Origin of the sequence: Streptosporangium sp. 'caverna' (assembly GCF_003203775.1) — a bacterium.
In the GTDB taxonomy this organism is placed as follows: domain Bacteria; phylum Actinomycetota; class Actinomycetes; order Streptosporangiales; family Streptosporangiaceae; genus Streptosporangium; species Streptosporangium subroseum.
In genome coordinates, this window is sequence record NZ_CP029711.1 from 6947440 (window position 1) to 6972854 (window position 25415).

Sequence of the window (25415 nt, forward strand, 5' to 3'; positions counted from 1 at the left end):
AACTTCCTTGAACCATTTCTCGCTGGTTTCTTACCGTTATAGTCATGACGACCGGACACACAACAGAAGAGTGCCTCGACGCGGAGCATGAGGACGAGCATGAGGTGACCGAGGCGACGGCGGAGAGACACGGCAGGACACTGGCCGACGTGCAACGCCTTTTGAAGGCCCGGGGAATTCACGCCTATACCGTTCACACGGTCGGCCTCAAGCTGTTCGGCGACGGCAGGCCGTACCCCCTGGGAAAACGCGAGCGGCACGCCCCCGAACTGGTCGCCTACTGCGACACGGGATGGGCGGTCGCCACGGTGACCGTGGGCCGGCGCTCGGGCTGCTACCTGGTCTCCGTCCGCGACAGCACCGATCTCCAGGTGGTGCGGAACCCCCAGCAGGTCGCGGACCTCATCCTCTCGACCTGCCCGAAGGTGGCGGCATGACGGTGCGGCGGGCCATGACATGACGGTGCGGCGGAGTGCCTTCTCGGGCACCCGCCCTCTTATAAGCCTTGACAGGAATATGCCGCTATGAGCATATTAGCCAGGTGCCCGTAGACGCGTTCGCCGTACTCGCCGAGCCGACCCGGCGCCGGATCCTCGACCAGCTGCGAAGGTCGGAAAGCAGTGTCGGCGAGCTCGCCGACGCTCTCTCGATCAGCCAGCCCACGATGTCCAAGCACCTGAAGGTGCTGCGCGAAGCGGGCTTCATCTCCTGCCGCACGGCGGCGCAGCACCGCATCTACCGGATCGAGGCACGTCCGTTCGAGGCCTTCGACGAGTGGCTCGAACCGTACCGCCGCCTGTGGATCCATCACCTCGACGCTCTCGAGCGTCATCTCGACAATCAGGAGTCGTGATGAACCGGACCACCTTCGAGCCAGGCCCGCTCGCCGAGGTCGGCTGCCACGCCGACGAGGATCGCTGGGTCCTCGTCTTCGTCCGCGACCTGCGACACCCGCCCGAGAAGGTGTGGGCGGCGCTGACCGATCCGGCTCGGTTGAGCGAGTGGTCGCCCTACACCGCCGACAGAGACCTCGGCGCCGTCGGCGACGTGACCCTGACGATGATCGACGCGGACAGGCCCGAGGACCTGCCCGCGTCGGTGATCCGCGCCGAACCGCCGACGCTGCTGGAATACACCTCGGGGAACAACGTCATGCGCTGGGAGCTTCTCGCGACCGATCACGGGACCCGGCTGACCCTGCGGCACACGGTCGAGGACCGGGAGTGGATGCCCAAGGTGGCAGCCGGCTGGCACCTCTGCCTCGTTGTCGCCGAGCACCTGCTCGACGGGCATCCCATCGACCCGATCCGCGGTGAGGACGCGCGCAATTACGGGTGGGAGGAGCTGCACGAGGCGTACGCCAAGAAGCTGTCCGGCTGACCCTGTGCCGCCGACCCGCTCCACCCGGCATCGGTACGGGCGGCATGCCGGTGGGAAGAGCGGGACCTGATCGGGTCGTGCGCCGATGTCGATGTGCCCGTCGGCCGTTCGTATAGGGAGTGAGAGGCCGGCGCGGTGCCGGCTCCACCTTCCGTGAGGACCGGGCATGCGCAAAATAGTCGTGACCAGCAACGTGACGCTGGACGGGGTGACGCAGGCGCCGGGACGCCCCGACGAGGACGCCCGCGGCGGGTTCGAGCACGGCGGCTGGGCGCTGCCGTACGACGACGAGGTCAAGGCCGAGGCGATGGGCCGGGGCATGGCCCAGACCGGCGCGATGCTGTTCGGGAGGCGGACGTACGAAGATTTCTTCAGCGTGTGGCCACACCGTACGGACAACCCGTTCACCGGCTTTCTGAACGGCGTCCAGAAATATGTCGCGTCGACGACGCTCACCGGGCCGCTTCCGTGGAAGAACTCGACGCTGCTCGACGGTGACGCCGCGGATGCCGTGGCCGAGCTCAAGCACCTGCCGGGACCGGATCTCGCGGTCATCGGCAGCGGCGAGCTGGTGCGGTCGCTGGCGCGCCGCGAACTGGTGGACGAGTATGTGCTTCTCATCCATCCGCTGGTCCTCGGCTCGGGTCGGCGGCTGTTTCCCGACGGCGTGCCGCCGGCACGCCTGCGGCTCGTTGACAGCGTGCCGACCGGCACCGGGGTCATCATCGCGACGTACCGGCCCAGGTAAGACGTACCGGCCCAGGTAAGTGGAGAGGACACGGACAATGACGCAGTATCTGCTCAGCATCTACCAGCCGGACGGATCGCCTCCGGGGCCGGAGGTGCTGAAGGCGGTGGGAGAAGACCTGCACGTGTTGAACGAGCAGCTCAAGGCCGCCGGATCGTGGGTCTTCACCGGAGGGCTGCACGCTTCGAGCTCGGCCACGGTGGTCCGGCAGCGAGGCGGCGACGTCGTCATGACCGACGGACCATATCTCGAGGGCAAGGAACACATCGGCGGATTCTGGATCATCACCGCGCCCGACCTGGACGACGCACTCGAATGGGCGGCCAGGGCGACCCGGGCCACCGGACTGCCGATCGAGGTGCGCCCGTTCCAGAACGTCGCCGAATACTGAGCCGCACGTGACCGTCGTTCCCCTCGCGGAGATCGAGCGTGTGTTCCGCGCCGAGTACGGCCGCGCGGTGGCCGTCCTGACCCGCGTCTTCGGCAGCATCGACATCGCCGAGGACGCGGTTCAGGAGGCGTTCACCGCCGCCACGCACCGCTGGCCGTCGAACGGGCTGCCTCCGAGTCCGGCGGGATGGATCATCACCACCGCCCGCAACCGCGTGATCGACCATCTCCGCCGCGAGGCGTCCCGCGACGACCGGCACGCCCAGGCCGCGCTCATCCATGCCCGCGACGAGCCGATCGAGGAGGGTCCCGTGCGGGACGAGCGTCTACGGCTGATCTTCACCTGCTGCCATCCGGCACTGGGCCGCCCCGCTCAAGTGGCCCTGACGCTGCGACTGCTCGGCGGGCTCACCACCGCGGAGATCGCACACGCGTTCCTCGTTCCCGAACCGACCATGGCGCAACGGCTGGTCCGCGCCAAGAGCAAGATCCGCGACGCGAACATCCCCTACCGCGTCCCCCGCGAGGCCGAGTTGCCGGACCGTCTCCGTGCCGTGCTGGCCGTCGTCTATCTCATCTTCAACGAGGGATACACGGCCAGCTCCGGCGAGCGGCTGATCCGCGAGGATCTCTGCACCGAGGCCGTCCGCCTCGGCCGGCTGCTCGCCGAGCTCATGCCCGACGAACCCGAGGTGATGGGACTGCTCGCGCTCATGCTGCTGACCGAGTCGCGGCGCGGCGCCCGCACGACCGGTGACGGCGCCCTGGTCCGCCTGGCCGACCAGGACCGGGGTCGCTGGGATAAGGATCTGATTCGTGAGGGCCAGGCCCTCGTCCGGCGCTGCCTGCGCCGCGATCGGCCCGGGCCCTACCAGATCCAGGCGGCGATCAACGCCGTCCACAGTGACGCCCCCACCACGGGGGCGACCGACTGGACGCAGATCGTACGGCTCTACGACCTGCTGCTCGCCGACGACCCCAACCCGGTCGTCGCCCTCCACCGCGCGGTCGCCGTCGCCGAGGTCGACGGACCGGAGGCCGCCCTCGCCCTCGTCGACTCCCTCGACCTCGGCTCCTACCATCTGCTCCACGCCGTCCGCGGCGAGCTGCTGCGCCGCCTGGGCCGCGAGGAGGAGGCGGCGGCCGCCTACGAGGCGGCCCTCGAACGGACCGCCAACACCGCTGAGCGAGACCACCTGAGACACGTCCTCCGATCGCTCGGCGAACGCTAGAACAACCGCCTCAGTCGGCCTCTGGTCGGCTGTTCGTCTCGGGGGCGGGAACCGCGTAGCCCGGAACGGAGGGCCAGCGGACGGTGAGCACCACGGATTCCTCTTCGGCGTACCAGGAGTGGTCGACGCCGTGACCCCACACGACGTAGTCACCTCGCTCGGCCAGCAGCACGCTACGTCCTGGTAGCTCCACCCGGAAACGGCCGCTGATCAGCATGAGCAGCGCCGTACGTTTCTCACCGGTGACCCACTGCGCACGCTCGTCGCCGCGCTGGTGCACGCCCCACTTGATCTCGACGTCCTCGCTGTGCCGGACGTCGTCGGCCGGCTTGAAATGCCCAAGGAGCCAACCACGATCACCGGCCGCGTCCACGTCCGCACTACCCACGTATACGTTCTCCACCACGAGCCGCGACGCTAGCACGACGATCCCCACCTCGGACCGATGAGGTGAGTGGACCACACTCCTGACTCCGCACGGCATCGGACCGTAGACGGCTGAACACACTTTGTGGATCCGACAGCCCGGAAGGCCTGCCTCCTCAGACCTCGATCACCGCCGGCTCGGACAGGCGACGCGATCGCCCCGGGCGAGTGGTGAAGACTGATGCCATGCCCCCGCCGAAGATCCAGCGCGACGCCACGGTGACCGTGGAGCTCCTGCGCCGTACAGGTGCGTTGTCCATATGCCTGACGGCGTTGCTGTGCATGTGGCTGTTCGGCAACCTCTACGAGGCGCTCGTCTGGAACCTCCAACTGATCGCCGATCCCCGGCCGGGCGCCCTCGTCGGTGCGTTCGCCGTGGGAAGTCCCGTCTACTACTACCTGCCCTGGGCTCCGCTGAGCGTCGTTCTGGCGGTCATCCTGCAGTCGCGGTTCGGCGCCATCGTGCCGGTGCACGTGCGGCGCGCCTGGACCGGCGGCATCGGGTGCCTCGTGTTCGCAGTGATCATAAAGGTTTTCCTGATCACCCAGGTGAACCCCACTTTCCGGGACCCCACGGTGTCCAGCGGGGTTGTCCACGACCGGGCGGTGATGTGGGCCTTCGCCAACGGAACGGTCATCGTCGCGGTGGCGGCGGCCCTCCTCCTGCTCACCAGGTGGCGTCGCCCCCGGAGTTGACGAATGGCGGAGGGTCGTTACCGATCGATCGGTGAGCGATGAGCAGGCCTCCCGCCAGGAGGCACGCTCCCTGCCGGCTTCGCCGATCGCCGGCACGACCTCCCGAGCCGCATCGGAACCGACCACTCGGTGGCCGTCAAATCCTCTGGTAGGCGGTGAGGACCCGCAGGGCTCGCAGGGTCTCGACTCCCCGGTACTCAAGGGTGGAGGCCGCGCCCGGCGGTTCCCAGGTGATGGCCCATCCTCCGTCCGGCTGCTGGTCGCCCGTCAACCGGTCGAGATGGCCTTCGATCACGTCGTCGGCGAACAGCCGGCGCCAGCGACTGCCCGGCGTGGGGGCGAGGTGCAGCGGGGTGACGCCGTAGGACGGGTCCGCGGGATCGGCCCGGTAATGGCTCAGCTTGGGGAGCCACTCGCCCACCCGCTGGGCGAGGCGTTCGGCCCGATCACGGTCGGGGACGTGCTCCAGGAACACGAGCGTCTCGGACATGGCGTGCGCGTCGCCGGGGAAGCCGTCCTCCAGCGCCGACCAGCACCAGTCGGTGGCCCGGGTGAGCCAGGGGTGGTCCGCTCCCATCTGGTGCAGCAGTCCGGCCAGTCCGGCGGTGGGGTTCAGCCCCGGCGTGTACGTCCAGTCCGACCAGTGCTCGGCTCTCGGGTAGGCCTCCATGACCGGGAAGGCCAGGGGCACCGCTCCGTCGGGCGCGGCGACCGTCGCCAGCCAGTCGCACGCGCGCGACACCATCTCCTCGGCCGGCGGGCCGCCCGCAGCCGGCAGCGTCTGGAAGGCGATCTCCACGTCGATGGGCAGGCTGTCGGGGCAGCGCTTGTCAGGTTCGAGTCCGTGACCGAACCCGCCGTCGGGATTCTGGTAGGCGCGCAGGGAGTCCACCACCCCTGCGGCGGGCGCCGCCTGGAAAAGGGTGGCGAACAGGCGCCGTTCGAGCAGGCGTCCCTCCCGGAGGATGAAGGCCCGGGCGTTGTCGAGGATGCTGTCGGTCATGATGCCCATGGTGGCCCGGAAGCGGCCCGGTTGTCTTGAACGAATCGGACACCGACCCGCGTCACACCCCCTCGCCTGATTCCACGACGCCGATCCCCAGGACGGAGGAACCCCAGGTTCGGACACCGACCCGCGTCGGCAATGCCGTTCCCAGGACGAAGGGACCCCTGACATCGACCCGCGTCGCGCCCCCTCGCCTGATTCCACGACGCCGCTCCCCAGGACGGAGGAATCCCTGGTGAGGGCCGGATACGAGAGCCGCGGCACGTCGGATTCCCGGCCGGCAGGGCTCGGCCGATAGAGGAGCGATAGGGCACGGATATCGGGCCGTCCTACGGTCCGGATATGAGCACTCCGATCTTCGCGCTTTGCGATGAGTACGTCACCCGCTGGGCCGCACTCGACCCGATCGCGGCAGGTGCCGAGGGCATCGTGTCCGATTTCGTCGCCGCCTCCGACCACAGCCCCGCCGGGAGCGCCGCCCGTGCCGAGCTGATCCGTACGACCCTGAGCCGTCTTGACGCGATTGTCCCCACCGGGGAGTCGGACGTCCGGGCCGCCACCCATCTGCGGGAGCGGCTGGAGGCCGAGCTCGCCTGGCATGACACGGGCGAGCCGCTCCGCTGGGTGGCGGCGCCCTACGGGCTGCCCTACCGGGTGCGTTCCAGTGTCGTCCTCCTCCCCCACGGCAACGACGACGAGTGGCGCGACGTCGCCGCCCGCCTGGCGGCGATCCCCACGATGCTCGCCGGGTGGCGGGAGAGCCTGGAGGCCGGTCTGGCCGCGGGCCTGCGGGGCGCCCGCAGGCAGGCCCTGGCCATGGCCGACCAGTCGGACCAGTTCGCCGGCGCGGGCGACACCCCTCCGGCGCACGACGCCTTCGTCGCCACCTACGGCGAGGGCCCGGTCAAGGATGAGCTGGTCAGGTCGGCGGCAGCGGCCCACGCCGCCTACGCCGACGCCGCGCGCTATCTGCGCGAGGAGTACGCCCCCAGGGCGACCGAGGTCGACGCGGTGGGACCCGAGCGCTACGCGGTCGCGGCCAGGATCAGCCTGGGCGCCGACATCGATCTACGCGAGGCGTACGAGTGGGGCTGGGCCGAACTGGAGCGCATCGGGGCCGAGACGGCCGCCGAGGTCGAGCGGATCAGGCCGGGCGCGACCATCGAGGAGGCGACCGAGATCCTCAACGACACCCAGTCCGTCGACTCCGTCGAGGAGTACCAGGCCTGGCTGCAGCAGCGTCACGACTGGGCGATCAAGCAGCTGCACGGCACCCACTTCGACATTCCCCTGCCGCTGCAACTCATCCTGGCAGAGGTCGACGTGAGCTCCACCTCCGGTGCGGCCTCCTACAACGCGCCCAGCGAGGATCTGTCCCGGCCGGGCCGCACCCTGTGGCCGGTCGGGGGACGGACGCGCTTCGCCACCTGGAGCGAGCTGACCACGATCTTCCACGAGGCCGTGCCCGGTCATCACCTGCAGTTCGGCGCGATGCGCATGGCCGGGGACAGCCTGTCCAGGTTCGCCAAGGTCTCCTGGGTGGACGGCCACGGCGAGGGGTGGGGCCTGTACGCCGAGCGGCTGGCCGACGAGCTGGGCTGGTTCACCGATCCCGGTACCCGGCTGGGCATGCTCAACTGGTCGGCCCTGCGCGCCGCCCGGGTGGTCATCGACCTGGGTGTCCACCTCGACCTGCCGCTCCCCGACGGCTCGAAGTGGACCTTCGAGAAGGCCTGCGAGGTACTGCGCGACCAGGGCCGTTGCGAGCCGCACCGGGTCGAGGCCGAGGTCGTGCGCTACTTCGGCTGGCCGGCCCAGGCCATCGCCTACAAGCTGGGCGAACGGGCCTGGCTGGAGGCTCGCGAGGAGGCCAGGCGGCGCCTGGGCGCCGGCTTCGACCTGCGCGCCTGGCACACCGCCGCGCTGGAGCTCGGACCGGTCGGCCTGTCCAGCCTGGCCGAGGCCCTGCGCCGGATCGCCTGACCCCCGGTACCAACGTTCGAGGGCGTCCGGACACCCGGACGCCCTCGGCTCGTTTCCCGGAAGGATTCCTCTCCGGACATCCTCAACTTGTTTCGTGAGAAGGGCTTTCCCGGGATGCCCTCGGCTCGTTTCACGAGGGGGGTTCCTCCCGGACGCTCTCAGCTCGTTTCGCGGGAAGAATCCCTCCCGGACACCCCGACTCGTTTTACGAGAAGGGCTCTCCCGGCTCGTTTCACGAGGAGAGCTCCCCGTCGACGTACGGCTGCTGAGATGCGGTCCGGAGCCCCGGTCCTCAGGGCTGGGGGGGAGGTCACATGCCGTCCTCGGTGATGGGGAGCAGAAGGAGCGCCGCCTCGCTCACCTGCTCGGGTCCCTCGGCGAGGAGACCGGCCAGCTGCGCCCGTATCCGGGCGGCGATCGCGGGTGGCATCGTGCCGACCAGTTCGAGCGCCTCCTCCGAGACGGTCCGCGCGGCCTCGATCTCGCCGACGACGCCGTACGCCTCGCTGAGCATCACCAGGACGCGGACCTCGTAGAGCGGCGCGTCGATCTTGCGGAACATGCCGAGGGCCTGGTCGAAGCGGCCGATGGCCTGCTCGATCTGGTCGGAGGCCAGCGCGAGCTCGCCGAGCCCGAGCACGATCCTCGCCTCGGCCACCCGCTCCCCCACCGTGTCGGCGAGTTCCAGCGCGCGGTGAAGCGTGAGTCCGGCCTCGTCCAGTTCGCCCTGGCGCAGCTGCGCGACGCCCAGGCCGTGCAGGGCGTACACCTCGCCGGTCGGGTCCCCGATGTTGCGCACGGTCGTGAGCGTGCTGTCGAACGCCTCGACCGCCAGTGAGGGCTCCTGCGAACGGAGGTAGGTCTCGCCCAGCCGGTGCAGGACCTGCGCCTCGACGCGCCGGCTGCCACCGATCCTGCTGAGCTCCAGCGCCTCGCCCAGCAGCCGCTTGGCCTCGTCGAGGTCTTCGCAGTCGAGCCTGATCTGGGCCATGCTGTGGAGCACGTAGGCGGAGGCGACCTGGTCGCCGGTCCCGCGGAAGATGGCCAGCGCGCGCTCGTACCGTTCCACGGCCTCGTCGAGCCGGCCGCTCATCCGGTCCAGGAAGGCGATGTTGCGGATGACGAGGGCCACCCCCAGATCGTCTCCCGCCTCCTGGAACAGCTCCGCCGCCGCCTCGAAGTCGCGGCGCGCGTCACCGAACCGCTGTTCGGCGATGTACAGGGAGCCGATCGAGTAGAGCATCGCCGCCTGCCCGCGGCGGTCCCCCGCCTGCCGGGCGGCGGCCAGGGCGATCTGGTGGGTCTCCCGCCAGTCGTCGAAGTAGATCCTCGACTCGAACAGCGTCACGGCGCTGAGCGCCAGATCCCAGCAGAGTTCCACGAATCCCGCCTGCGCCGCCTGGCGAATGCCCGCGACCAGCGTCAGCCGCTCGCGTTCGTACCAGGGAAGGGGGGCCATGACCAGCTTCTCGACCAGTCGTTTGGGCAGCGGCCAGCGCGGGGCCTCGCTGTGGACCTGCACGTAGTCGCCGCCGTACTCGCGGCGGTGCGCCTCGCCGGTCAGGAAGAGCAGCCCGCCGAGCACCCTCTCCAGCGCGGCGTTGCGGTCCCCGACCGCCTCCTCCGCGGCGAGCCGCTCGCGGGCGAACACGCGGATCAGGTCGTGGAAGCGGTACTGGCTGTGCACGCCGTACCCGCCGTCCGTCGTCTCGATCAGCTGGGTGTCCGCCAGGTCGTCGAGCAGGTCCTGCGCGTCGGCGGGATCGATGTCGAGCAGCCCGGCGGCGACCCAGCCGGAAAAGTGCCGGAACTCCAGGATGGCCAGCCGCCTGAACAGCCGCCGCGCGTCCTCGCTGACGCTTTCGTAGGTCAGGGAGATGCTTGCCCGGATCCCCAGGTCCCCGTGCTTGAGCTCGTCGAGCCTGCGGGTCTCGTCCTCCAGCCGTCCCACCAGCTGATCGATCGACCAGTGCTGCCGGGCCGCGAGCCTGGCGCCCGCGATGCGCAGTGCCAGGGGAAGGTGACCGCAGAGCTCCGCCAGCGCGACCGCGGACTCCTGCTCGGCCTGCACCCGTTCGACGCCCGCGATGCGGGCGAGCAGATCCACCGACTGCCTGGAGTCGAAGACGTTCACGTCGAGGTGGATCGCACCGGGCAGGCCGGCGAGCCGGCTCCGGCTGGTGATCAGTACGGCGGCCTCGGGATTGCCCGGCAGCAGGGGCAGCACCTGGCTCTCGCTTCTGGCGTCGTCCAGGACGATCAGCATCTTGCGCCCGGCGAGCAGCCCGCGGTACATCTCCGCCCGTTCCTCCACCCCCTCGGGTATCGCGGTGCCCGGCACGCCCAGCGCCCGGAGGAACCGTTCGAGCACCTGTCCCGAGCCGAGCGGGCGGGACTCTCCCCCGTGCAGGTCGGCGAAGAGCTGGCCGTCCTCGTAGCGACCGGCGACGCTGTGCGAGACGTGCACGGCGATGGTGGACTTTCCAATTCCCGGCTTGCCGACGATGGCGATGACCGGTACGGCGAGCCGCTGCCGATCCTCCGCGGCGAACGTGAGCTGCCCCCGGATGGCCTCGACCAGCTTGATCCGGCCGGTGAAGTCCGCGATGTCGGTGGGGAGCAGGCGGGGGACGACCCGGTGGGGGGCCGGTACCTCCTTCGCCTCCTCACGGCGCTGCTGCGGTTGCCGCCCCAGCGGCGAGTCGAGGCTCTCGTCGGAGGTGAGGATCGCGTATTCCAGCTGCTGCAGGCTCTCGTTGGGCTCGATGCCCAACTCCTCGATCATCGTCTGACGGGCGCGGCGATACACCGTCAGCGCCTCCGCCTGACGCCCCGAGCGGTAGAGGGCGAGCATCAGCTGGCCGCGTAGCCGTTCCCGGAGCGGGTGCTCCTCGACGAGCTCGCTGAGCTCCCCCACCAGCTCGTGATGCCTGCCGAGTTCGAGCTCCAGCTCGACGCAGTCCTCGTTCGCGGTGATGCGGCGCTCGTTCAGCCTGCCCACCGCCGTCTGTACGAGCCGGCTCTCCTGGCCGTCGAGGGCGGAGCCCCGCCAGAGCGCGAGCCCGTTCCGGTAGTGCTCGACGGCCTCCTCGATGCGGCGGCCCTCACGGGCCTGGCGGGCCTGGCTCAGCAGGCTCTCGAAGCTCTGGGAGTCGAGCTGCCCGTCGGCGACCCGCAGCGTGTATCCCTGGGAATGGGTCGCGATGGCGTCGGGATCGCCGTGGGCGGCGAACAGCCGTCGCAGCGAGGATATGCAGATCTGCACCTGCGCGCGGGAGGTGGTGGGGGAATCCTCACCGTAAATCGCCTCTGTCAGGCGCCCGATGGTGACCAGGCGATTGGCCTCCAGGAGGAGACAGGAAAGGACGACTTGCTGCCGGGGCGCTCCCAGATCCAGCCGCTGGGCACCGACGGCTACTTCCAGAGGACCGAGAATCCGATACTCCACCCGCATCTCCCTACAGAAATCGCGGCCTGTCGAGAAATCCACCGCACGTTTTGGTGTAAGAGAGGAATCAGGCGTCTGACTTTTTAAGTGAAGTTAGGTCAAAAGTATATCCATCTCCAACTCCTGCAATCTCGGGCGTATAACCCAACGATCACGGAGAGTGGTGTTATACGCATGAACCAGCACTCGCCCGGCGAGCATACAACGCCACTGGGTGGAGAACCAGGGGTGTTTGTAATGGTCTGGCCCAATTTACACCCAACAGGGGGGTTTTAGATAGAAAGAAGCGGCCGGAAACCGTGGACGGTTTCGGCCGCTTCGGCGGGACATCCCCCCGACCAGCATCGGAGGGAGAAGCGCGGGTCATCCCCAGGGAGTGTTGCCGGCGACCACGGTGACCCCCGCGCCTTCCGCGGTGACGACTGAGGGGGCGAGGCCGGCGGCGATCCCGAGGCATCCGAGAATGGCGGCGGCGGCGATGAGACGAAGGGCTTCGAAGCTGGTGAAGTTCCGCATTTTCTGCACCTCTTTGCTGTTTCTTTCCCGGCTGTTCATTACCGTTCCCCTGCTTGCTCCACCAACGTATTGACTCGGCCCATCCACCCATTATCGAATCTCTTCTGATCCGGTATCCGACCGGCCGGCGGCGGCAATATCGACCGCGGTGGCCGGCGAATAGCCGACCGAAGGCGGACCGATAGCGCCCTGGTGAAACCTGATGGAACGAGGCCGGTCGATACAGGTCGCCCGGCCTCGATCAGACAGATGGGTCACTCACCATGAGCATCGCCACGCAGGCACTGGACGGCGTCTACGGCCGATCCGCAGCCGGTGTCCCAGCTCGCCTGGAGCGAGCCGTGGGCACCGACTGGCAGTGGGTCTTCGAAGGGGAGACCGACACCAACGGAAATGTGAAGGAATGGACGGACGAGTACATCGAGCGCGGGCTCTACCGCCTCGTGTTCGCCACCGACCACTATTTCGCCGGGCTCGGCATGACCGCCTCCTATCCAGAGATCATGGTCATGTTCCGGATGCACGACGAGCGCACGCCGTATCACATTCAGGTAGTGCTGACGCCTTACTCGTATTCGACGTATTTCGGCATCTGCGGTTGACCGAGTCCGTTCTCCCGAGGGAAAAAATCATGTCTGTTCAAGAATCAGTGACGCTCGACCCCGATTCCCTGGGGCAGGGCGAGAGCGCTTTCCCGGTTGTCGCCCGCTGCCTGAGCCAGTTTCGCCTGGAGGTCGACGGGCAGCCCGTGTCGCACTGGCGCGCCGGCAAGGCCAGGGCCCTGTTCCAGTACCTCCTGGTCAACCGCGGGCGGCTCGTCCCCAAGGACCGGCTCCACGAGGTGCTGTGGCCGGAAAGGGACGACCACGGCTCCAGCTCGCTCAAGGTGGCCGTGCACGCCGTACGGCGGGTGCTCACCGAGGTCCAGGACGGAGACGGGTTCACCCTGCTCCATCAGGATCGGGGATACCTGCTGCGGACCGACGGCGCGTGGGTGGACATCGAGGAGTTCGAGCGCGCCTTCGAGCAGGGCCGGGCGGCGTGGGTCGCCAAGGACCACGACCGGGCCATCATGTGGTTCCAGCGCACCGCCGACCTGTACACCGGGGACTTCCTGGCCGGCGAGACCGGCGACTGGATCACCGAGCAGCGGCAGTGGATGCGGGGCACCGCCCTGCGCGCCCTGTCGGCGCTGCGCACCGAGACGCTGGAGAGCGAGGACTGGCCGGCCGCGATGCACTGGTGCCGACGGACCCTCGACCTCGACCCCTGTCACGAGGCCACCTACCAGACCCTGATGATGATGCACGGCGAGCTCGGCGAGCTGGGCCGCGTCCTGAGCTGGTACGAGGTCTGCCGTCACCGGCTCCGCACCGACCTCGGCATCGAGCCGAGCGAGCGCACCGAGCGGCTGCTCGCCGCGCTCATGCAGGGCCGGAGCCGGATGCCCCTGACCAGCTCCCGACGCCGATGACCTCATGACGAGCGACCACGACGGCCCGGGGACAGGCGACCACGACGGTCCGGTGACAAGGTGACAAGCGGCCACGACGGTCCCGCTCCCTGTGGCAGGCTCGCGACCACGACGACCCCCGCCCGGAAGGTGTGAACCGACACGTGGAGATCCATACCGTCACCTCCGGCCGGCGAGACGAGCACACGCGCTCCCTCTCCGGCCGGGGCCCCGACCTGGAGCGCCTGCGCGCGGCGGTCGGTGAGTTCGCCGGCTACACCGCGGCCGACAGGTCCTGGGAACGGCTGCTGCTGGCGACCGGGCCGCGGATCGATCCGGCCCTCCCGGCCCATCGCCGCGCACTGCTGGCCTGGCTGAACGCCTGGGGCTGCCGGATCCGCTACCCGCGCGACGGCGAGCACGACGTCTTCTGTGCGGAGGCCGACGCGTGGTGGGCCCGCTGGGGTGAGCGCCTTCCCGGCCGGGACGCCGTGCTCGCGGGCCTGACCGACACCGAGATCGACCTGCTGGGCGACTGTTACGCGGACCTCTCGGCGATGCCTGCGGCCCCCGGCGCCAGACCCCGCTCGCTGGGATCGACCGCGGCGACCAAGATGCTGCACGCGCTCCGGCCCCGGGCGCTGATGCCCTGGGACGCGGCCATCGCCGACGCCCTGCACGGAGCCCGTACGGCCGACGCCTACCGCGCGCACCTGCGGCTGGGCCGCCGGTGGGCGCGGCGCCTCCTCGCGGAGTCCGATCTCGGCGAGGAGGCGCTGGCGGTTGAACTGGGCCGGCCGGGCCGGCCCCTGGCGAAGATGCTGGACGACTACTGCTACCTGGAGTTCACCGCGGGGACCTGACCGGGCTCCCGCTCCCCGATGCTCACGGGAACCCGACCGGACCCCTGCTCCCCGACGTTCGCCGCGGGGACCCGGCCGGGCTCCCGTTCCCCGGTGTTCACCGCAGGGATCTGACCAGGCTTCGCGCGGCCGTACGGCTCGCGGCGAGCACGGTCTTCCCCGCGCCGCCGCTCCCCCCGGTGAAGGTGTAGACGCCCTTCGCCAGGGGGCGCAGCGAGAGCCCGCCCGTGGGGTGGTAACACTCGACCGCCGTGACGGCCTTGACCTTTCTTCCGGGCGGCCGGTATCCGATCCGCGTCTCGGCGACGTCCAGGATCCTGGTGGTGAGGACGGGGTCGGGCGGTGCGTCTCCAGGGGTGATGTCCCATCTGTCGGTAGGAAGTCCGAGCAGGAGCCGCCCTTCGGCGTACACCCTGCCGTACAGGCCTGACGTCTCGTCGACGAACGCGCCCGGGCCCGTCCCGGCGAACGGGCCCAGCACGTACTGGATCACCTTGGTGCGCAGCCCCGCGTCCGCCAGGTCCGTGCGGGCGAGGAGGTCCTGGGTCCAGGCTCCGGCCGCCACGACGACGGCGTCGAACCTCATCGGGCTGCCGTCGGTCGGCCGGACCTCGGCCTCGCGGGTGATCGCGTCGACCTGCCCGTCGGTGACGAACGCGCCCGCCCGGGCGAGTTCGACCAGGAGCCGGTCGCGCAGCGCGTTCGGCGAGACGTAGCCGGCGCGCTTCTCGACGACGGCCACGCTTCCCTTCGGCATCCCGCGGAACGTTCCCCGGGAGCCGAGCTCCCCGGCGGTGAGGATGGAGATCGAGCCGGGGATGCGGCTGCGCACCAGGTCCACCAGGCCGGCGGTCCCCGGCTCCATGCCGGGGAGCAGGTATACCGAGCCGGTCTCCCGGTAGGACGCCCACTTCCGCAGCTCAGGACTCGACTGGAGCTCGGCCAGGCTGTCGGCGGCCTCCAGGCAGAGGGCGGCGTCCGGCTCGAAGGCCCTGGTCAGCCCCCCGGAGGCGGCGCTGGCGTCGGCCCTGCGGTACGGCTCTCCCGTGAACAGGTGAACGGCGGTCCCTCTGATGACCTCGCACAGGCGCCAGGCGAGCATGGCCCCCGCGATTCCGCCACCCACAACGGCGATTCTGGGCATCGCACACCTCCGTTCATGTCGCCGAGGCCGCCGCGGTCTGCGGCTCCTCGGACCGGTCGGGGTTCTGGTTCTGCATGCCGATCAGTCCCGCCACGGTCGCCACCGCGGAGACCAGGGCCGCCCACAGCCACACCGAGCGTCCGACCTGGAACCACACCAGGGTTCCGATCACCGGTCCGATCGCGGTGCCGAGGCCGAAGACGCTCTGCATGGCGCCGATGTAGCGTCCGCGCAGCCGCTCGGGGCCGGCCAGGGCCGGGTAGGCGAACGTGGTCGGCCCGCCGATGATCTCCGAGAGCGTCCAGACCAGGGTGCCGACCATGAACCAGATCGGCAGCGGGGAGATCGCGTAGATGGCGTAGCCGACCGAGACGAGGCCGAGGCCGAGCAGGGCGGTCAGCCGGATCGGCCATTTCTGCACGACCTTCGTCATCGCCAGCTCGCAGGTGATGACGATGAAGCCGTTCAGCGAGACGGCCGCGCCGTACCACCACAGGCTGATCCCGGCGGCGGCGATGTCCAGCGGGAGGGTGGCCGTGTACTGGCAGTAGACGATGGAGGTGAGCAGCATCGCGACCAGGTAGACGCTGTAGCGCCAGTCGGCGAGCACCGCGAGATACCCGGAGCGGCCCTGCGGCTCCGGCTGCTCCGTCGCCTCCTGCTCCTTCTTGACCCGTACGGTCCGGCCGGGCAGCGCGAACATCGCGATGGCGCCGAAGGCCAGCGCCGCGGCGGCCTCGCCCCAGAAGAGCGCGTTGTAGGAGAAGGAGAGCAGCGCGGCGCCGATCAGCGGGGCGGCGGTCATCCCCAGGTTCAGCCCCAGCCGGTACATCGCCGTGATCATCACCACCCGGTGCCTCGGCGTCAGCTCGGTGAGCAGCGTCTGGGCCGCCGGCCGGTAGAACTGGCCGATCGTGCTGACCATGAAGACGGCGGCGAGCAGCATCGCGTAGGTCGGGGCGTAGAGGATCGACACGATCAGCACGGCCGATCCGCCCATGCTGATCAGCGTGACCGCCCGGGCGCCGAGGCGGTCGGAGAGCGATCCGCCGGCCAGCGAGCCCACCACCGCGCCGCCGCCGTACACGCCCAGCGCGAGCCCGGCCTGCGTGGCGGAGAAGCCCCGGTCGGTCAGGAACAGCACCAGGTAGATCTGGATGAACGCGGCGAGCCTGCTGATGAAACCGCCGAGGAGCAGCGCCTTGACGGCGCGCGGGGTCTCTCTCAGCGTGACGAACACGCCGTCGTCCGGCTTGTCCACGCGGGGGGTTTCCTCGGTCTCGAGTACGGCGGTCATGCTGCTGCCTTCACCTTCAGGTTGGCCTCGGCGGCGTCCAGCGCGGCCCGGCATTCGTCAACGGTCGAGGCAAGCGCGGTGGCGTAGGCGATACGCCCCCACAGGGTGCCCTTGGGCGGCGGCGAGACGATCGATCCCGGAGCCACCACCGCGATCGCCCGGTCGATCTCCGGGGGCAGGGCGGTCTCGTCGAACGCGATCGACTCGATCGTGGTGTCGTCCTCGGCGACGTAGAAGAAGCGCACCCCGCCCACGAGCTTGCGCTCGGGGACGAGCGCGGGCGGGAGCCCGCAGGCCGCGGCGGCGGCGGCAAGGCCGGGGTCGATCCCGGTGGTGAGCAGTCCCAGGTAGGGGATCATGTCCCCGCCCAGGCGGCCGTTCACCTCGATGACGCGCAGTCCCCTGGAGGAGAGCTTGATCTCGGTGTGGGTGAACCCGTCGGTGAATCCGAGCGCGGTGTGCGTGTCCTGCAGGACCCGGCAGAACTCCGGGTCGTCCAGGAGCGCGTCCTGGGCGTCGACGAAGTGACCCACCTCCTCGCAGTACGGCTCGTAGCCGAGGACCTTCCTGCCGACGAAGAGCGGGGTCACCACCCCTCCCTGGACGACGGCGTCGACGCTCACCTCGGGCCCGTCCGCGAACTCCTCGACCAGGACGGGGACCTCGAACGTCGCCCCGCCGGGGACGGTCAGGTCGCGGACGAAGGCGAACCTCTCCGCCAGGTCCAGCGGGTCCTCGACCTTGATGACGCCCAGGCTGCCGCCGAGGCCGCGCGGCTTGAGGATGGCGGGGTAGCCGAACTCGGCGGCGGCTTCCAGGGCCTCGTCGACCGTGGAGACCGCCAGCGACCGGGGCTGCGGCACGCCGAGCGCGTCGAGGGCGACGCGGGTGAGGTGCTTGTCGCGGCACCGCCGTACCATCTCGGGGTCGCCGCCGGGCAGGCCGAGGGCCTCGGAGATGTACGAGGCGGCCAGGATCCTGGCCTCGTCCCAGCACAGCACCCCCCGCACCGGTTCGCGGGCGTCCAGCTCCAGCGCGACGGCGGCCATCGCGGGGCCGTCGTCCAGGTCGGCCACCACGGTCCAGCCGGTGACGTGCTCGCGCTCCCAGCCGGGCTCGGCGGTCACGAAGAGGTGGACGCGGTATTCGGTGCCGATCGAGCGCAGCAGGTATTCGCGGTAGTGCCGCATTCCGGTGGCGACCACCAGAATCAACGGCCTGGTGTCTGTGGTCATCTCACGTCTCCTTGGCGGTGGTCACGAATTCCCCGGCGGGGGCCTGCAGGGCGTCGAAGAACTCCTCGCGGACGGACTCCTCCTCGGTGGTGGCGATCCGGGAGGCCGCGAAGCGGAGCAGGGGCGGCGCCATCATCGAGGTCACGACCGCGACCAGGACGATGACCGTGTAGGACGCCGTGGTGAGCACGCCCAGGCGGAGTCCCACCATCGCGATGATCACTTCGATCACGCCCCGGGAGTTGAGGCCGGCTCCCAGCGCGAGGGCCTCCCACCGGCTCCGTTTGGCGATGCGCGCCCCGAGGTAGGCGCCGGCGAACTTGGCGGCGATGGCGACGGCCAGCACCACGATCCCCGCCACGAGCACGGGTGGATTGGCCAGCTCGGTCAGGTCCATGCGCAGGCCCGCCGTGGCGAAGAAGATCGGTGCGAGCACCGCGGCGACGAGCGTCTGCAGGGGCGCCAGCCTGGCGACCCTCAGATCCGGCGAGGAGCCGACGAGCGCGCCGCAGATGAAGGCTCCGAGGATGGCCTCGAATCCCATCGCCTGCGTGGCCGAGGCCGAGAGCAGGATCATGACCACCACCGCGGCGATCGTGGTGGCGCTCCCGCCGCGGTCGGCGGCGCGCAGCACCTTGGCGACCAGCCTGCGGCCGAACAGGAGTGCCACCAGCACGAGCCCGGCGAGCATGGCGACCGCGGTCAGCGCGGCCTGCCCGGTGCGTGCCCCCGCGGTGGCGAGCGCGGAGACCACCGACAGGAGGAACCAGCCGACCACGTCGTCGATGACGGCGCTGCTCAGGATGAGCTGGCCGATGTCGCGGTGGAGCAGGCGCATCTCCATCAGGATCTTGGCGATGACGGGGATGGCGCTGACGCAGAGCGCGACGCCGAGGAAGAGCGCGAAGACCATGTGGTCGACGCCTTCGGCGATCATCTCGGGAGGGGCCAGGAACCCGATCCCGACGCCGAGGGCCAGCGGGATGACCAGCCCGGTGCCGCTGATCCAGGCGGCGGCCTTGCCCTGGCGCCGGATGAAGCCGAGGTCGAGGTGCATGCCGGTCAGTCCCACCAGCAGCAGGACGCCGAGCTGGCCGACGGCGTCGATCATGTGGAATCTAGCCGGGTCGGTGGGCAGCAGCCAGGCGGAGAACTCGGGGGCGACGTTGGCGAGCAGCGAGGGCCCGATCAGGATGCCGGCGCAGAGCTCGCCGAGCAGGGCGGGCATCCCGAACCGGACGGAGATCCGGCCCAGGACGGTGGCCAGGCCGAGGAGCAGCCCGAGTTGCAGGAGGAGGACCATGAGGTCGGGGGCGGGGATGACGGCGACGGGCGCCGTGGCGAGAACCATCGTTCAGTTGCCCTTCTCGACGTAGTACCAGTTCTCAGGGCTGATCATCCCGAAGGGGTTGATCGGCTCGAAGCCGCGGAGGTTGTTGGCCACCTCGAACAGCCGCAGGGAGAAGTTGGGGATGAAGATGACCGGGACCTGCTCGGCGATGTAGTCCTGGTACTCATGGAGCGCGCCCAGGTCGTCACTCGTCAACGTGCGGGCGATGAGCTCGTCGGCCTTCGGGTCGGTGTAGTGGCCGAAGTTGCCGCCGGCGTCGGTCTTGAAGAGGATCTCGCCGCTCGGGTAGTGGTACACCCAGCCGCCTCCCCAGGTGCTCAGCTCCCACAGGCAGGGGCTGTCGGGTCCCACGACGCAGGGGGCGTCCTCGGCCACCAGGATCGAGCCGTAGACCTCCTGGAGCCGCAGCTCGATGCCGGCCTTGAGCGCGTCGTCGCGGAACTGCTCCATCACCCGGGTGAGCGCGGGACGGCCCTCGGCGTACCTGAGGGAGAAGCTGAGCTTGGTGCCCCCGGGGATGCCCGCTCCGGCCTGGCCGGGGCCCTCGCCGGGGTTGACGCAGACCGCCGGCGTCGTGCTGGTGTCCCAGCCGTTGGCCTCCAGCAGCTCGCGGGCGCGGTCGGGGTCGAAGGGCAGGACCGGCCCGCACTGCAAGGCCGGCGAGACCAGGTCGCTGACCGGGTAGCGGGGCACCGGGCCGTCCTGGCGGTAGGCGTAGCCGTGGTAGATGTCGCGGGACGCCCGGTCCTGGTCGAGCGTGTGCTGCATCGCCTGCCGGATGTAGGTCTGGGCGAGCATCTTGCCGGCGACGGTCGGGTTGTTGTAGTTGAGCGGGATGTAGCGGATGCAGAAGGCGGCCTGCGGGACCAGCGTGTAGTTCTCGCCCAGCGGGTTGGGCCCGCCCTTGGTGGGGTCGTCGGTCGGCTCGGTGCTGAAGCTCAGCGGCAGGTAGCCGACCTGGATGTTGTCGGGTCCCTCCGGCCCCTCCAGCAGCTTCTGGTACTCCTCGCCGTCGGACATGAACGGGATCTGCCGGAACTCGTCCAGGTGCGCCTTGTTCGGCCCGGAGTAGTGCTCGTTGGGGACGAAGGTGACGACGCCCTCCATGGTGTAGCTCTTCAGCCGCCACGGGCCGCTGACCACGCTCCACACCGGGCTGTCGGCCCAGTGCACGCGGTCGGAGTTGTCCTCCTCGATGACGCCGCCGTTCTCGCCCATCAGGAAGTCGTAGACGGCGGCCACGTTCTCCAGGCCGAAGGAGGCGTCGGAGGGCCCGTCGGCGGTGCGGTCCCAGGCCTTGGGCATCGGGGTGATGGTGCTGAGCTGGTTCATCAGCACCCAGCGCTTGGAGTAGACCTTGTCGAAGGTGAAGTAGACCTTGTCCTCGGCGAGCTTGCCGTAGGAGATCAGGTTGTCGGGGAAGCAGCCGGGGACGTACTCGCCGTAGCGCTCGCCCTTGACCGCCATCATGTTCACCCAGAACAGGACGTTGTCCGCGCAGATCGTCTCGCCGTTGGACCACTTCCAGGGCTTGACGGTGACGGTGACGGTCAGGCCGTCCTCGCTCCACTCCGGCGGCTCGCCGATGCTGAGGTCGTAGTCGACCTCCGGCCTGCCGTGCGTGCCGAAGAAGAAGAGCGGCCGGTACATCAGGATCTGGAACTCGAGCAGGTTGCGGGTGCCGAAGCGCTCCGGCGGGGTGAAGGGGAAGATGATGGACGGGGGGAATCCGGGCGCGCAGGCCCAGGTCACGGTGCCGCCCTTGACCGGCGTCTCCGTGGTCGGACGGTCGATGGTGTTCAGAGTCATGACGTGACCTCAGCTGTCTGGGGGAGCTCTGCGAGAGCTGCCTGGTGGAACGCTTCGAGAGCTGCCGGGGTGAGCTCTTCGAGCAGGGAAACGCCGCTGGCGGCGTGCTCGCCGTACCGCTCCCACGTCTCGTGGAGCAGGATCCGGCCGTCGTGGAGCACCTCGGGGGTGCTGTGGCAGCGGCCCGACACGATGGCGCCGGTGTCGAGGACCATGCAGTAGGCGAAGTCGAGGGTCCCGTCGGGGGCGCAGACCCCGGTGAGGGTCCCCCGGCGGGCGTGCCCGCCGGAGAACTCGCCCCACAGGAGGTCACCGGACTGCCGGTACAGGGCGATCGGGTGCTTCTCCCCCTCGGGAACGCCGCCGGTGGTGAAGCGGCGTCCGTCGTAGTCGATCATCGGCGGGCCGCCCTCAGTTCGAGGGTGCAGCACTTGGCGCTGCCACCGGACTTCAGCAGTTCGGAGAGTTCGACGCCGATGGGCTCGTAGCCGCGTTCGCGCAGCTCGTCCATCAGGTGGGTGGCCGCGGGCGGCATCAGGACGTGGCGGCCGTCGGAGACCGCGTTCAGCCCGAACACCTCGGCGTCGGCCTCGGTGGCGATGACCGCGTCGGGGTACAGCACGCGCAGGACGCCCTGGCTCTCCTTGGCGAAGGCGCCGGGGTAGTACATGATCTGGTCGTCGTCGAGGACGGCCAGCGCGGTGTCGAGGTGGTAGAAGCGTGGGTCCACCAGCCGGAGCCCGGCCACCGGCATGCCGAAGAATTTCTCGGCCTCGCGGTGCGAGCGGATGTCGGTACGGAATCCGGTGCCGGCCAGCAGGTATCTGCCGGCGTGGAGGTAGTCGCCCTCGCCCTCGTTGACGAACACCGCGTCGCGGGTCTCGTAACCGCGGGAGCGGAACCACTCCAGGTAGGCGGGGCCCTCGGCGGCCCGTTCCGGGTGCCGGAACCTGGCCGACAGCACCTTGCCCTCGATGACCGTCGCCCCGTTGGCGGCGAACACCATGTCGGGGTAGCCGGGCAGCGGTTTGATGAACTCCACCTGGTGTCCCAGCCCGTGGAAGGCGCGCAGCAGGCCCTCCCACTGGAGCTGGGCCAGCGCCCCGTCGACCGGCTTGTCCGGTTCCATCCACGGGTTGATGGAGTAGACGACGTCGAAGTGGGTGGGCGGGCACATCAGGTAGCGGCGGGTGCGGGCGACACGCTGGAGGCGCCTCGGCGCCTCGACGGCCAGCTGGGTCATGACGTCTCTCCGTCCTGGACGAAACTGACGTTGATCTTGGACGCGTAGTCGAGCATCGTCTCCCTGGCGTCCTCCAGCGAGGTGCCGGTGGTGCCGAGGAAGCCGAGGATGCTGTTGCCCTCCGGCGGGCGCCGGATGACGTCGCCGGGCTTGGCCGTGACCTTGAGGAAGAAGACCCGCTCCGACTCGGCGACGTCGACCGGGACGTCGACCGAGGCGATCCGGCCGGCGTCGCTGATCAGGCACATCGCGGTGACGTGGACGCCGGTCGGCCGGTAGTGGCGCACCCGCGGCGTGGAGCCGCGCGCCACGTCCATGACGGCGCGGATCGGGTTGTGGGAGGCGGTGATCTGGGCGATGAGGTCCAGGCCGCCGCCGCCGGGCCGGATCGCGATCTCCAGCAGGTACGGCTCGCCCCGGTGGAAGCGGATCTCGGCGTGCATCACGCTGCGCCGCAGCCCCTGGGCGTGCGCGCCGGCCCTGACCACACGATGGACCGCGGCCACCTGCTCGGGGGTGAGCGAGGTAGGCGCGTGGTGCATGTCGTCGTCGAAGGTGCCGCCCTCGACGGTGATCCGGTCCACGATCGAACCGAGGTAGACCTCGCCGTCCCAGGCCACGGCCTCGATGAGGAACTCCTCACCGTCGAGAAACGACTCCACCAGCAGACCGTGCGGGCCGAGGTCGAGGCCGTGAGCCTCCATCGCGAACCACGACATCTCCTCGATGCCGGAGAGTGCCTGCGGGAACAGCTCCTCCATCTCCTCCCTGTCGTCGATCTTGAAGACGAAGTTGCTCGCGGCGCCCAGGGTGGGCTTGAGAATGACGGGGTAGCCGAAGTCCACGGCCGCTCCGAGCGCCTCCTCCAGGTCGGCGACGAAGCGGAAGTCCGGGTGCGGCGCGTTGTGCGCGCGGTGCGCCTCGCGCATCAGCAGCTTGTTGCGGCTGGTCCTGGCCGCCTCGGCGCCCACACCCGGCAGGCCGAGCGCCTCCGCGACGGCCGCGACCGTGGTCACGGCCGACTCGGAGAAGGTGATGATCCCGTCGAAGCGCTCCTCCTCGTGCCAGGACTTGGCCTCGGTGATGAGGTCGTCGATCTGCTGGGAGCCCACGACGCGGTAGCGGTCGGCGGGCCAGAAGTCGGGGGTGCCGATCCCGTTGAGCACGTAGAGCTCGGCGCCGAAGTCCTGGACCTGCTGGTAGCGGGACTGGTAGTAGGTGGCGTTCTGCCTGGCTTCCAGGGCGAGCAGTTTCATCGGGTGCTCCTGTCTGAGCGGACGCTCCCGGGCAGGCGCGGGAGGAGGAAGGCGTCGATGGTCTCGGCGCCGGTGTCGAGGGTGAGCTCGACGCCCCGCGCCTCGGCCTCGGCCGTGACGTCGATCAGGATGGGCGCGGCGCAGGCCAGGAAGGTGCGCACCTCCATCAGGAGGTCGCCGGGCTCCGCGCGCTCGGTGGTCAGCAGCCGGGCGAGCTGGGTGATGATGCCGTCCGCCGCCCTGGTGAGACTGAACGAGGTGAGGTCGTAGCAGGCCTGGAACCTCTCGACGATCACCGCTGCCCGGCGACGGCCGGCGTCGGTGACCTTGAGCTCCTCCCCCGGGTCGGTGACGAGGGCCTCGATGCGGTCGGCGAGGGCGTTCCACGGGTCGCGCAGCCGCTGGGCGGTTACCTTGTCGAGCCCCTCCCTGGTGAAGTTGGCCCGCTGGTCCTCCGGGCAGGTGAGCGCGAGGTAGAACCGGACGAGGTCGCGCGGCACCTCGGCGACCAGGTCGGCGCCGCGGATCAGGTGGTTGCGGCTGGTGGAGAACTTCTCGTTCTCCAGCTCGTAGAACTCGTTGCAGACGTTGGCGTCGGGGGTGAGGTAGCGGTCGCCGTGGGCGAGCAGCATGACCAGGTCGACCATGCCCCAGAAGTAGACGTTGTCGAATCCGTGGAAGTAGACCAGGCTGTTGCCGCTCTCGGCGCGCCAGGCCTGGTCGACGGGGCCCTCGGGCTCGCCGTCGGCCTTCCAGGTGCTGTAGATCGAGGCGGGCATCGCCTCGATCCAGGGGTAGAGGATCTGACCGGGGGTCTCGGCGAACGGGGCGTCGATACCCCATCCGGGCGACGGCACCGTGATCGGGATCTCGGGGAGCGGGCGGGCCAGGATCTCGCGGATGAGCTGCCTGCTGTGCTGCCTCCAGGTGTTCTCGCGGGCGGCGTAGTACGCGGTGAGCTCCTGCCTGTAGTTCTCGATGGGCAGGACCAGGACGGTGACCTCACGCGAGGTCACCGGGTCGGCGGGGTCGAGGACCGAGCGCGGGTCGCCGAGGTCGTCGAAGTGGTTGGGGTGGCCGCAGCCCTCGCAGGAGCCGCCGCAGCTCTCGGTCAGGCAGGCCGGGCACTCGCCCTTGACCAGGCCGTCGAACAGGTAGGTGCCGGCGTTCGCGGCGTACGGCATGCGCACCGTGCGGAGCTCGAAGCGGCCCTCCTCGTAGAGGGGGGTGACGAAGTCGAGCACGGCCTGCCGGTAGGCGTCGTCGATGGGCGGCATGGGGGCCAGGGAGATGCCCATGGCCTCGACCGACCGCTGGATCCGGGCGGTGGACGTCGCGCACAGCTCGGCGGGCGTCGTACCGTGCTTGGCCGCGGTCGAGATCATGTAGGACTGGCTGTCGTCGGTGCAGGTCGCGTACGTCACGGGGCGCCCGGCGGCCCGCAGGTAGCGGGCGTGGATGTCACCGGCCAGGTAGGGGCCGGCCATGTGGCCGACGTGCAGGTCGCCGTTGGGGGTGGGGGTCGCGGCGATGACGATCGTCCCCGTCATTTCTCCTCCAGGTGACGGGCCTCGAACGTGCGGGTCATGTCCTGGTCCCACCAGATGCCGTACATCTCGAAGTCGGCGGCGCCGTCGTTGACGACCTGGTGGTCGGTGCCGGGCGGGAAGTAGGCGACGTCCCCGGCGACGAAGGGGGCGCGCTCGCCCTCGCTCTCCAGGGCCGCCTCACCGGAGACCGCGATGAAGATCTCGTACTCGTGGTGGGAGTGCCGGGTCGAGACGGTGCCGGGCCGGATGACGCACCAGGCCCCCTCGAACGGGGCGTTCAGCGTCTCCCAGGGCAGCAGCCGCTTGGCGAGCAGGCCGTTGTCGGGGCGGAGTTGGGCAGGGTCATAGGAACGGAGGTCCACGGGGAGTCTCCTCAGAGGGTTTTGGTG

Annotated in this window: 25 protein-coding genes; 11 read left to right on the plus strand and 14 right to left on the minus strand. The window is 69.7% G+C overall.

Features of this window, described 5'->3' with window-relative positions; translation table 11 throughout:
• Window positions 1–44 precede the first annotated feature (44 nt).
• From DKM19_RS30320 to DKM19_RS30345, 6 genes are all read left to right on the plus strand, one after another.
• Entirely contained in the window at window positions 45–437 is a 393-nt protein-coding gene (locus DKM19_RS30320; protein WP_110700285.1) for a hypothetical protein, read from the plus strand.
• A 104-nt stretch (window positions 438–541) separates the two neighbouring features.
• Window positions 542–853, plus strand: coding sequence for a helix-turn-helix transcriptional regulator (locus tag DKM19_RS30325; RefSeq protein WP_110700287.1), 312 nt, complete (start codon window positions 542–544; stop codon window positions 851–853).
• Entirely contained in the window at window positions 853–1380 is a 528-nt protein-coding gene (locus DKM19_RS30330) for an SRPBCC family protein (protein WP_110700289.1), read from the plus strand. Before DKM19_RS30325 ends, DKM19_RS30330 begins: the two co-directional genes overlap by 1 nt.
• A gap of 166 nt (window positions 1381–1546) precedes the next feature.
• Window positions 1547–2128, plus strand: a complete 582-nt coding sequence (locus DKM19_RS30335) for a dihydrofolate reductase family protein (protein WP_110700291.1) — start codon at window positions 1547–1549, stop codon at window positions 2126–2128.
• Window positions 2129–2165: 37 nt separating this feature from the next.
• A complete protein-coding gene (locus DKM19_RS30340) occupies window positions 2166–2519 on the plus strand; it encodes a YciI family protein (protein WP_089206934.1) in 354 nt (117 codons plus the stop codon).
• Between the two features lie 7 nt (window positions 2520–2526).
• The gene (locus DKM19_RS30345; protein ID WP_110700293.1) at window positions 2527–3750 is read left to right on the plus strand and encodes an RNA polymerase sigma factor; all 1224 of its coding nucleotides are present in this window, start codon (window positions 2527–2529) and stop codon (window positions 3748–3750) included.
• Between the two features lie 10 nt (window positions 3751–3760).
• On the opposite strand, the gene DKM19_RS30350 is transcribed toward DKM19_RS30345, so the two are convergent.
• Complete coding sequence (locus DKM19_RS30350) at window positions 3761–4138, minus strand: signal peptidase I (RefSeq protein ID WP_369986520.1); 378 nt, start codon at window positions 4136–4138, stop codon at window positions 3761–3763.
• A 224-nt stretch (window positions 4139–4362) separates the two neighbouring features.
• On the opposite strand from DKM19_RS30350, the gene DKM19_RS30355 reads away from it, so the two are divergent.
• A complete protein-coding gene (locus tag DKM19_RS30355; RefSeq protein WP_110700295.1) occupies window positions 4363–4872 on the plus strand; it encodes a hypothetical protein in 510 nt (169 codons plus the stop codon).
• A gap of 136 nt (window positions 4873–5008) precedes the next feature.
• Here DKM19_RS30355 and DKM19_RS30360 read toward each other — a convergent pair whose 3' ends face one another.
• On the minus strand, window positions 5009–5875 hold the full coding sequence (locus DKM19_RS30360; protein WP_110706112.1) for a hypothetical protein: 867 nt from the start codon (window positions 5873–5875) through the stop codon (window positions 5009–5011).
• A gap of 345 nt (window positions 5876–6220) precedes the next feature.
• Between DKM19_RS30360 and DKM19_RS30365 the strand changes: the two genes are divergently transcribed.
• The gene (locus DKM19_RS30365; RefSeq protein WP_110700297.1) at window positions 6221–7861 is read left to right on the plus strand and encodes a DUF885 domain-containing protein; all 1641 of its coding nucleotides are present in this window, start codon (window positions 6221–6223) and stop codon (window positions 7859–7861) included.
• Between the two features lie 310 nt (window positions 7862–8171).
• Here DKM19_RS30365 and DKM19_RS30370 read toward each other — a convergent pair whose 3' ends face one another.
• Window positions 8172–11309 carry a BTAD domain-containing putative transcriptional regulator gene (locus DKM19_RS30370; RefSeq protein WP_110706113.1) on the minus strand — a complete coding sequence of 1046 codons (3138 nt, stop codon included), beginning with the start codon at window positions 11307–11309 and terminating at the stop codon, window positions 8172–8174.
• Between the two features lie 363 nt (window positions 11310–11672).
• Entirely contained in the window at window positions 11673–11864 is a 192-nt protein-coding gene (locus tag DKM19_RS49900) for a hypothetical protein (protein ID WP_162641886.1), read from the minus strand.
• A gap of 224 nt (window positions 11865–12088) precedes the next feature.
• Between DKM19_RS49900 and DKM19_RS30375 the strand changes: the two genes are divergently transcribed.
• The 3 genes from DKM19_RS30375 to DKM19_RS30385 all read left to right on the plus strand — a co-directional run bounded on the left by DKM19_RS30375 (window position 12089) and on the right by DKM19_RS30385 (window position 14141).
• Window positions 12089–12427 (plus strand): hydroxyisourate hydrolase, encoded by a 339-nt coding sequence (locus DKM19_RS30375; RefSeq protein WP_089206940.1) that lies wholly within the window; start codon window positions 12089–12091, stop codon window positions 12425–12427.
• Between the two features lie 29 nt (window positions 12428–12456).
• Window positions 12457–13299: a BTAD domain-containing putative transcriptional regulator gene (locus DKM19_RS30380; protein ID WP_110700299.1), complete on the plus strand. Its 843-nt coding sequence runs from the start codon at window positions 12457–12459 to the stop codon at window positions 13297–13299.
• A gap of 143 nt (window positions 13300–13442) precedes the next feature.
• Entirely contained in the window at window positions 13443–14141 is a 699-nt protein-coding gene (locus DKM19_RS30385) for a hypothetical protein (RefSeq protein WP_204358313.1), read from the plus strand.
• A 97-nt stretch (window positions 14142–14238) separates the two neighbouring features.
• On the opposite strand, the gene DKM19_RS30390 is transcribed toward DKM19_RS30385, so the two are convergent.
• The 10 genes from DKM19_RS30390 to DKM19_RS30435 are packed head-to-tail and all read right to left on the minus strand — an operon-like array spanning window position 14239 to window position 25388.
• Window positions 14239–15285: an FAD-binding oxidoreductase gene (locus DKM19_RS30390; RefSeq protein WP_110700301.1), complete on the minus strand. Its 1047-nt coding sequence runs from the start codon at window positions 15283–15285 to the stop codon at window positions 14239–14241.
• 13 nt (window positions 15286–15298) lie between these two features.
• Window positions 15299–16582, minus strand: coding sequence for an MFS transporter (locus tag DKM19_RS30395; protein WP_110700303.1), 1284 nt, complete (start codon window positions 16580–16582; stop codon window positions 15299–15301).
• Window positions 16579–17817, minus strand: coding sequence for an acetyl-CoA carboxylase biotin carboxylase subunit family protein (locus DKM19_RS30400; protein ID WP_110700305.1), 1239 nt, complete (start codon window positions 17815–17817; stop codon window positions 16579–16581). The genes DKM19_RS30395 and DKM19_RS30400 overlap by 4 nt, the downstream gene beginning before the upstream one ends.
• A gap of 1 nt (window position 17818) precedes the next feature.
• The gene (locus DKM19_RS30405) at window positions 17819–19168 is read right to left on the minus strand and encodes a cation:proton antiporter (RefSeq protein WP_110700306.1); all 1350 of its coding nucleotides are present in this window, start codon (window positions 19166–19168) and stop codon (window positions 17819–17821) included.
• A 3-nt stretch (window positions 19169–19171) separates the two neighbouring features.
• On the minus strand, window positions 19172–20977 hold the full coding sequence (locus DKM19_RS30410; protein ID WP_110700308.1) for an ABC transporter substrate-binding protein: 1806 nt from the start codon (window positions 20975–20977) through the stop codon (window positions 19172–19174).
• A complete protein-coding gene (locus DKM19_RS30415) occupies window positions 20974–21375 on the minus strand; it encodes a hypothetical protein (RefSeq protein ID WP_204358314.1) in 402 nt (133 codons plus the stop codon). The genes DKM19_RS30410 and DKM19_RS30415 overlap by 4 nt, the downstream gene beginning before the upstream one ends.
• The gene (ddaH, locus tag DKM19_RS30420) at window positions 21372–22220 is read right to left on the minus strand and encodes a dimethylargininase (RefSeq protein WP_110700310.1); all 849 of its coding nucleotides are present in this window, start codon (window positions 22218–22220) and stop codon (window positions 21372–21374) included. Before ddaH ends, DKM19_RS30415 begins: the two co-directional genes overlap by 4 nt.
• Window positions 22217–23476, minus strand: coding sequence for an ATP-grasp domain-containing protein (locus DKM19_RS30425; RefSeq protein WP_110700312.1), 1260 nt, complete (start codon window positions 23474–23476; stop codon window positions 22217–22219). Before DKM19_RS30425 ends, ddaH begins: the two co-directional genes overlap by 4 nt.
• Window positions 23473–25026 carry a class I tRNA ligase family protein gene (locus DKM19_RS30430; RefSeq protein ID WP_110700314.1) on the minus strand — a complete coding sequence of 518 codons (1554 nt, stop codon included), beginning with the start codon at window positions 25024–25026 and terminating at the stop codon, window positions 23473–23475. The genes DKM19_RS30425 and DKM19_RS30430 overlap by 4 nt, the downstream gene beginning before the upstream one ends.
• On the minus strand, window positions 25023–25388 hold the full coding sequence (locus DKM19_RS30435; RefSeq protein WP_110700316.1) for a cupin domain-containing protein: 366 nt from the start codon (window positions 25386–25388) through the stop codon (window positions 25023–25025). Before DKM19_RS30435 ends, DKM19_RS30430 begins: the two co-directional genes overlap by 4 nt.
• Window positions 25389–25415: the final 27 nt, after the last annotated feature.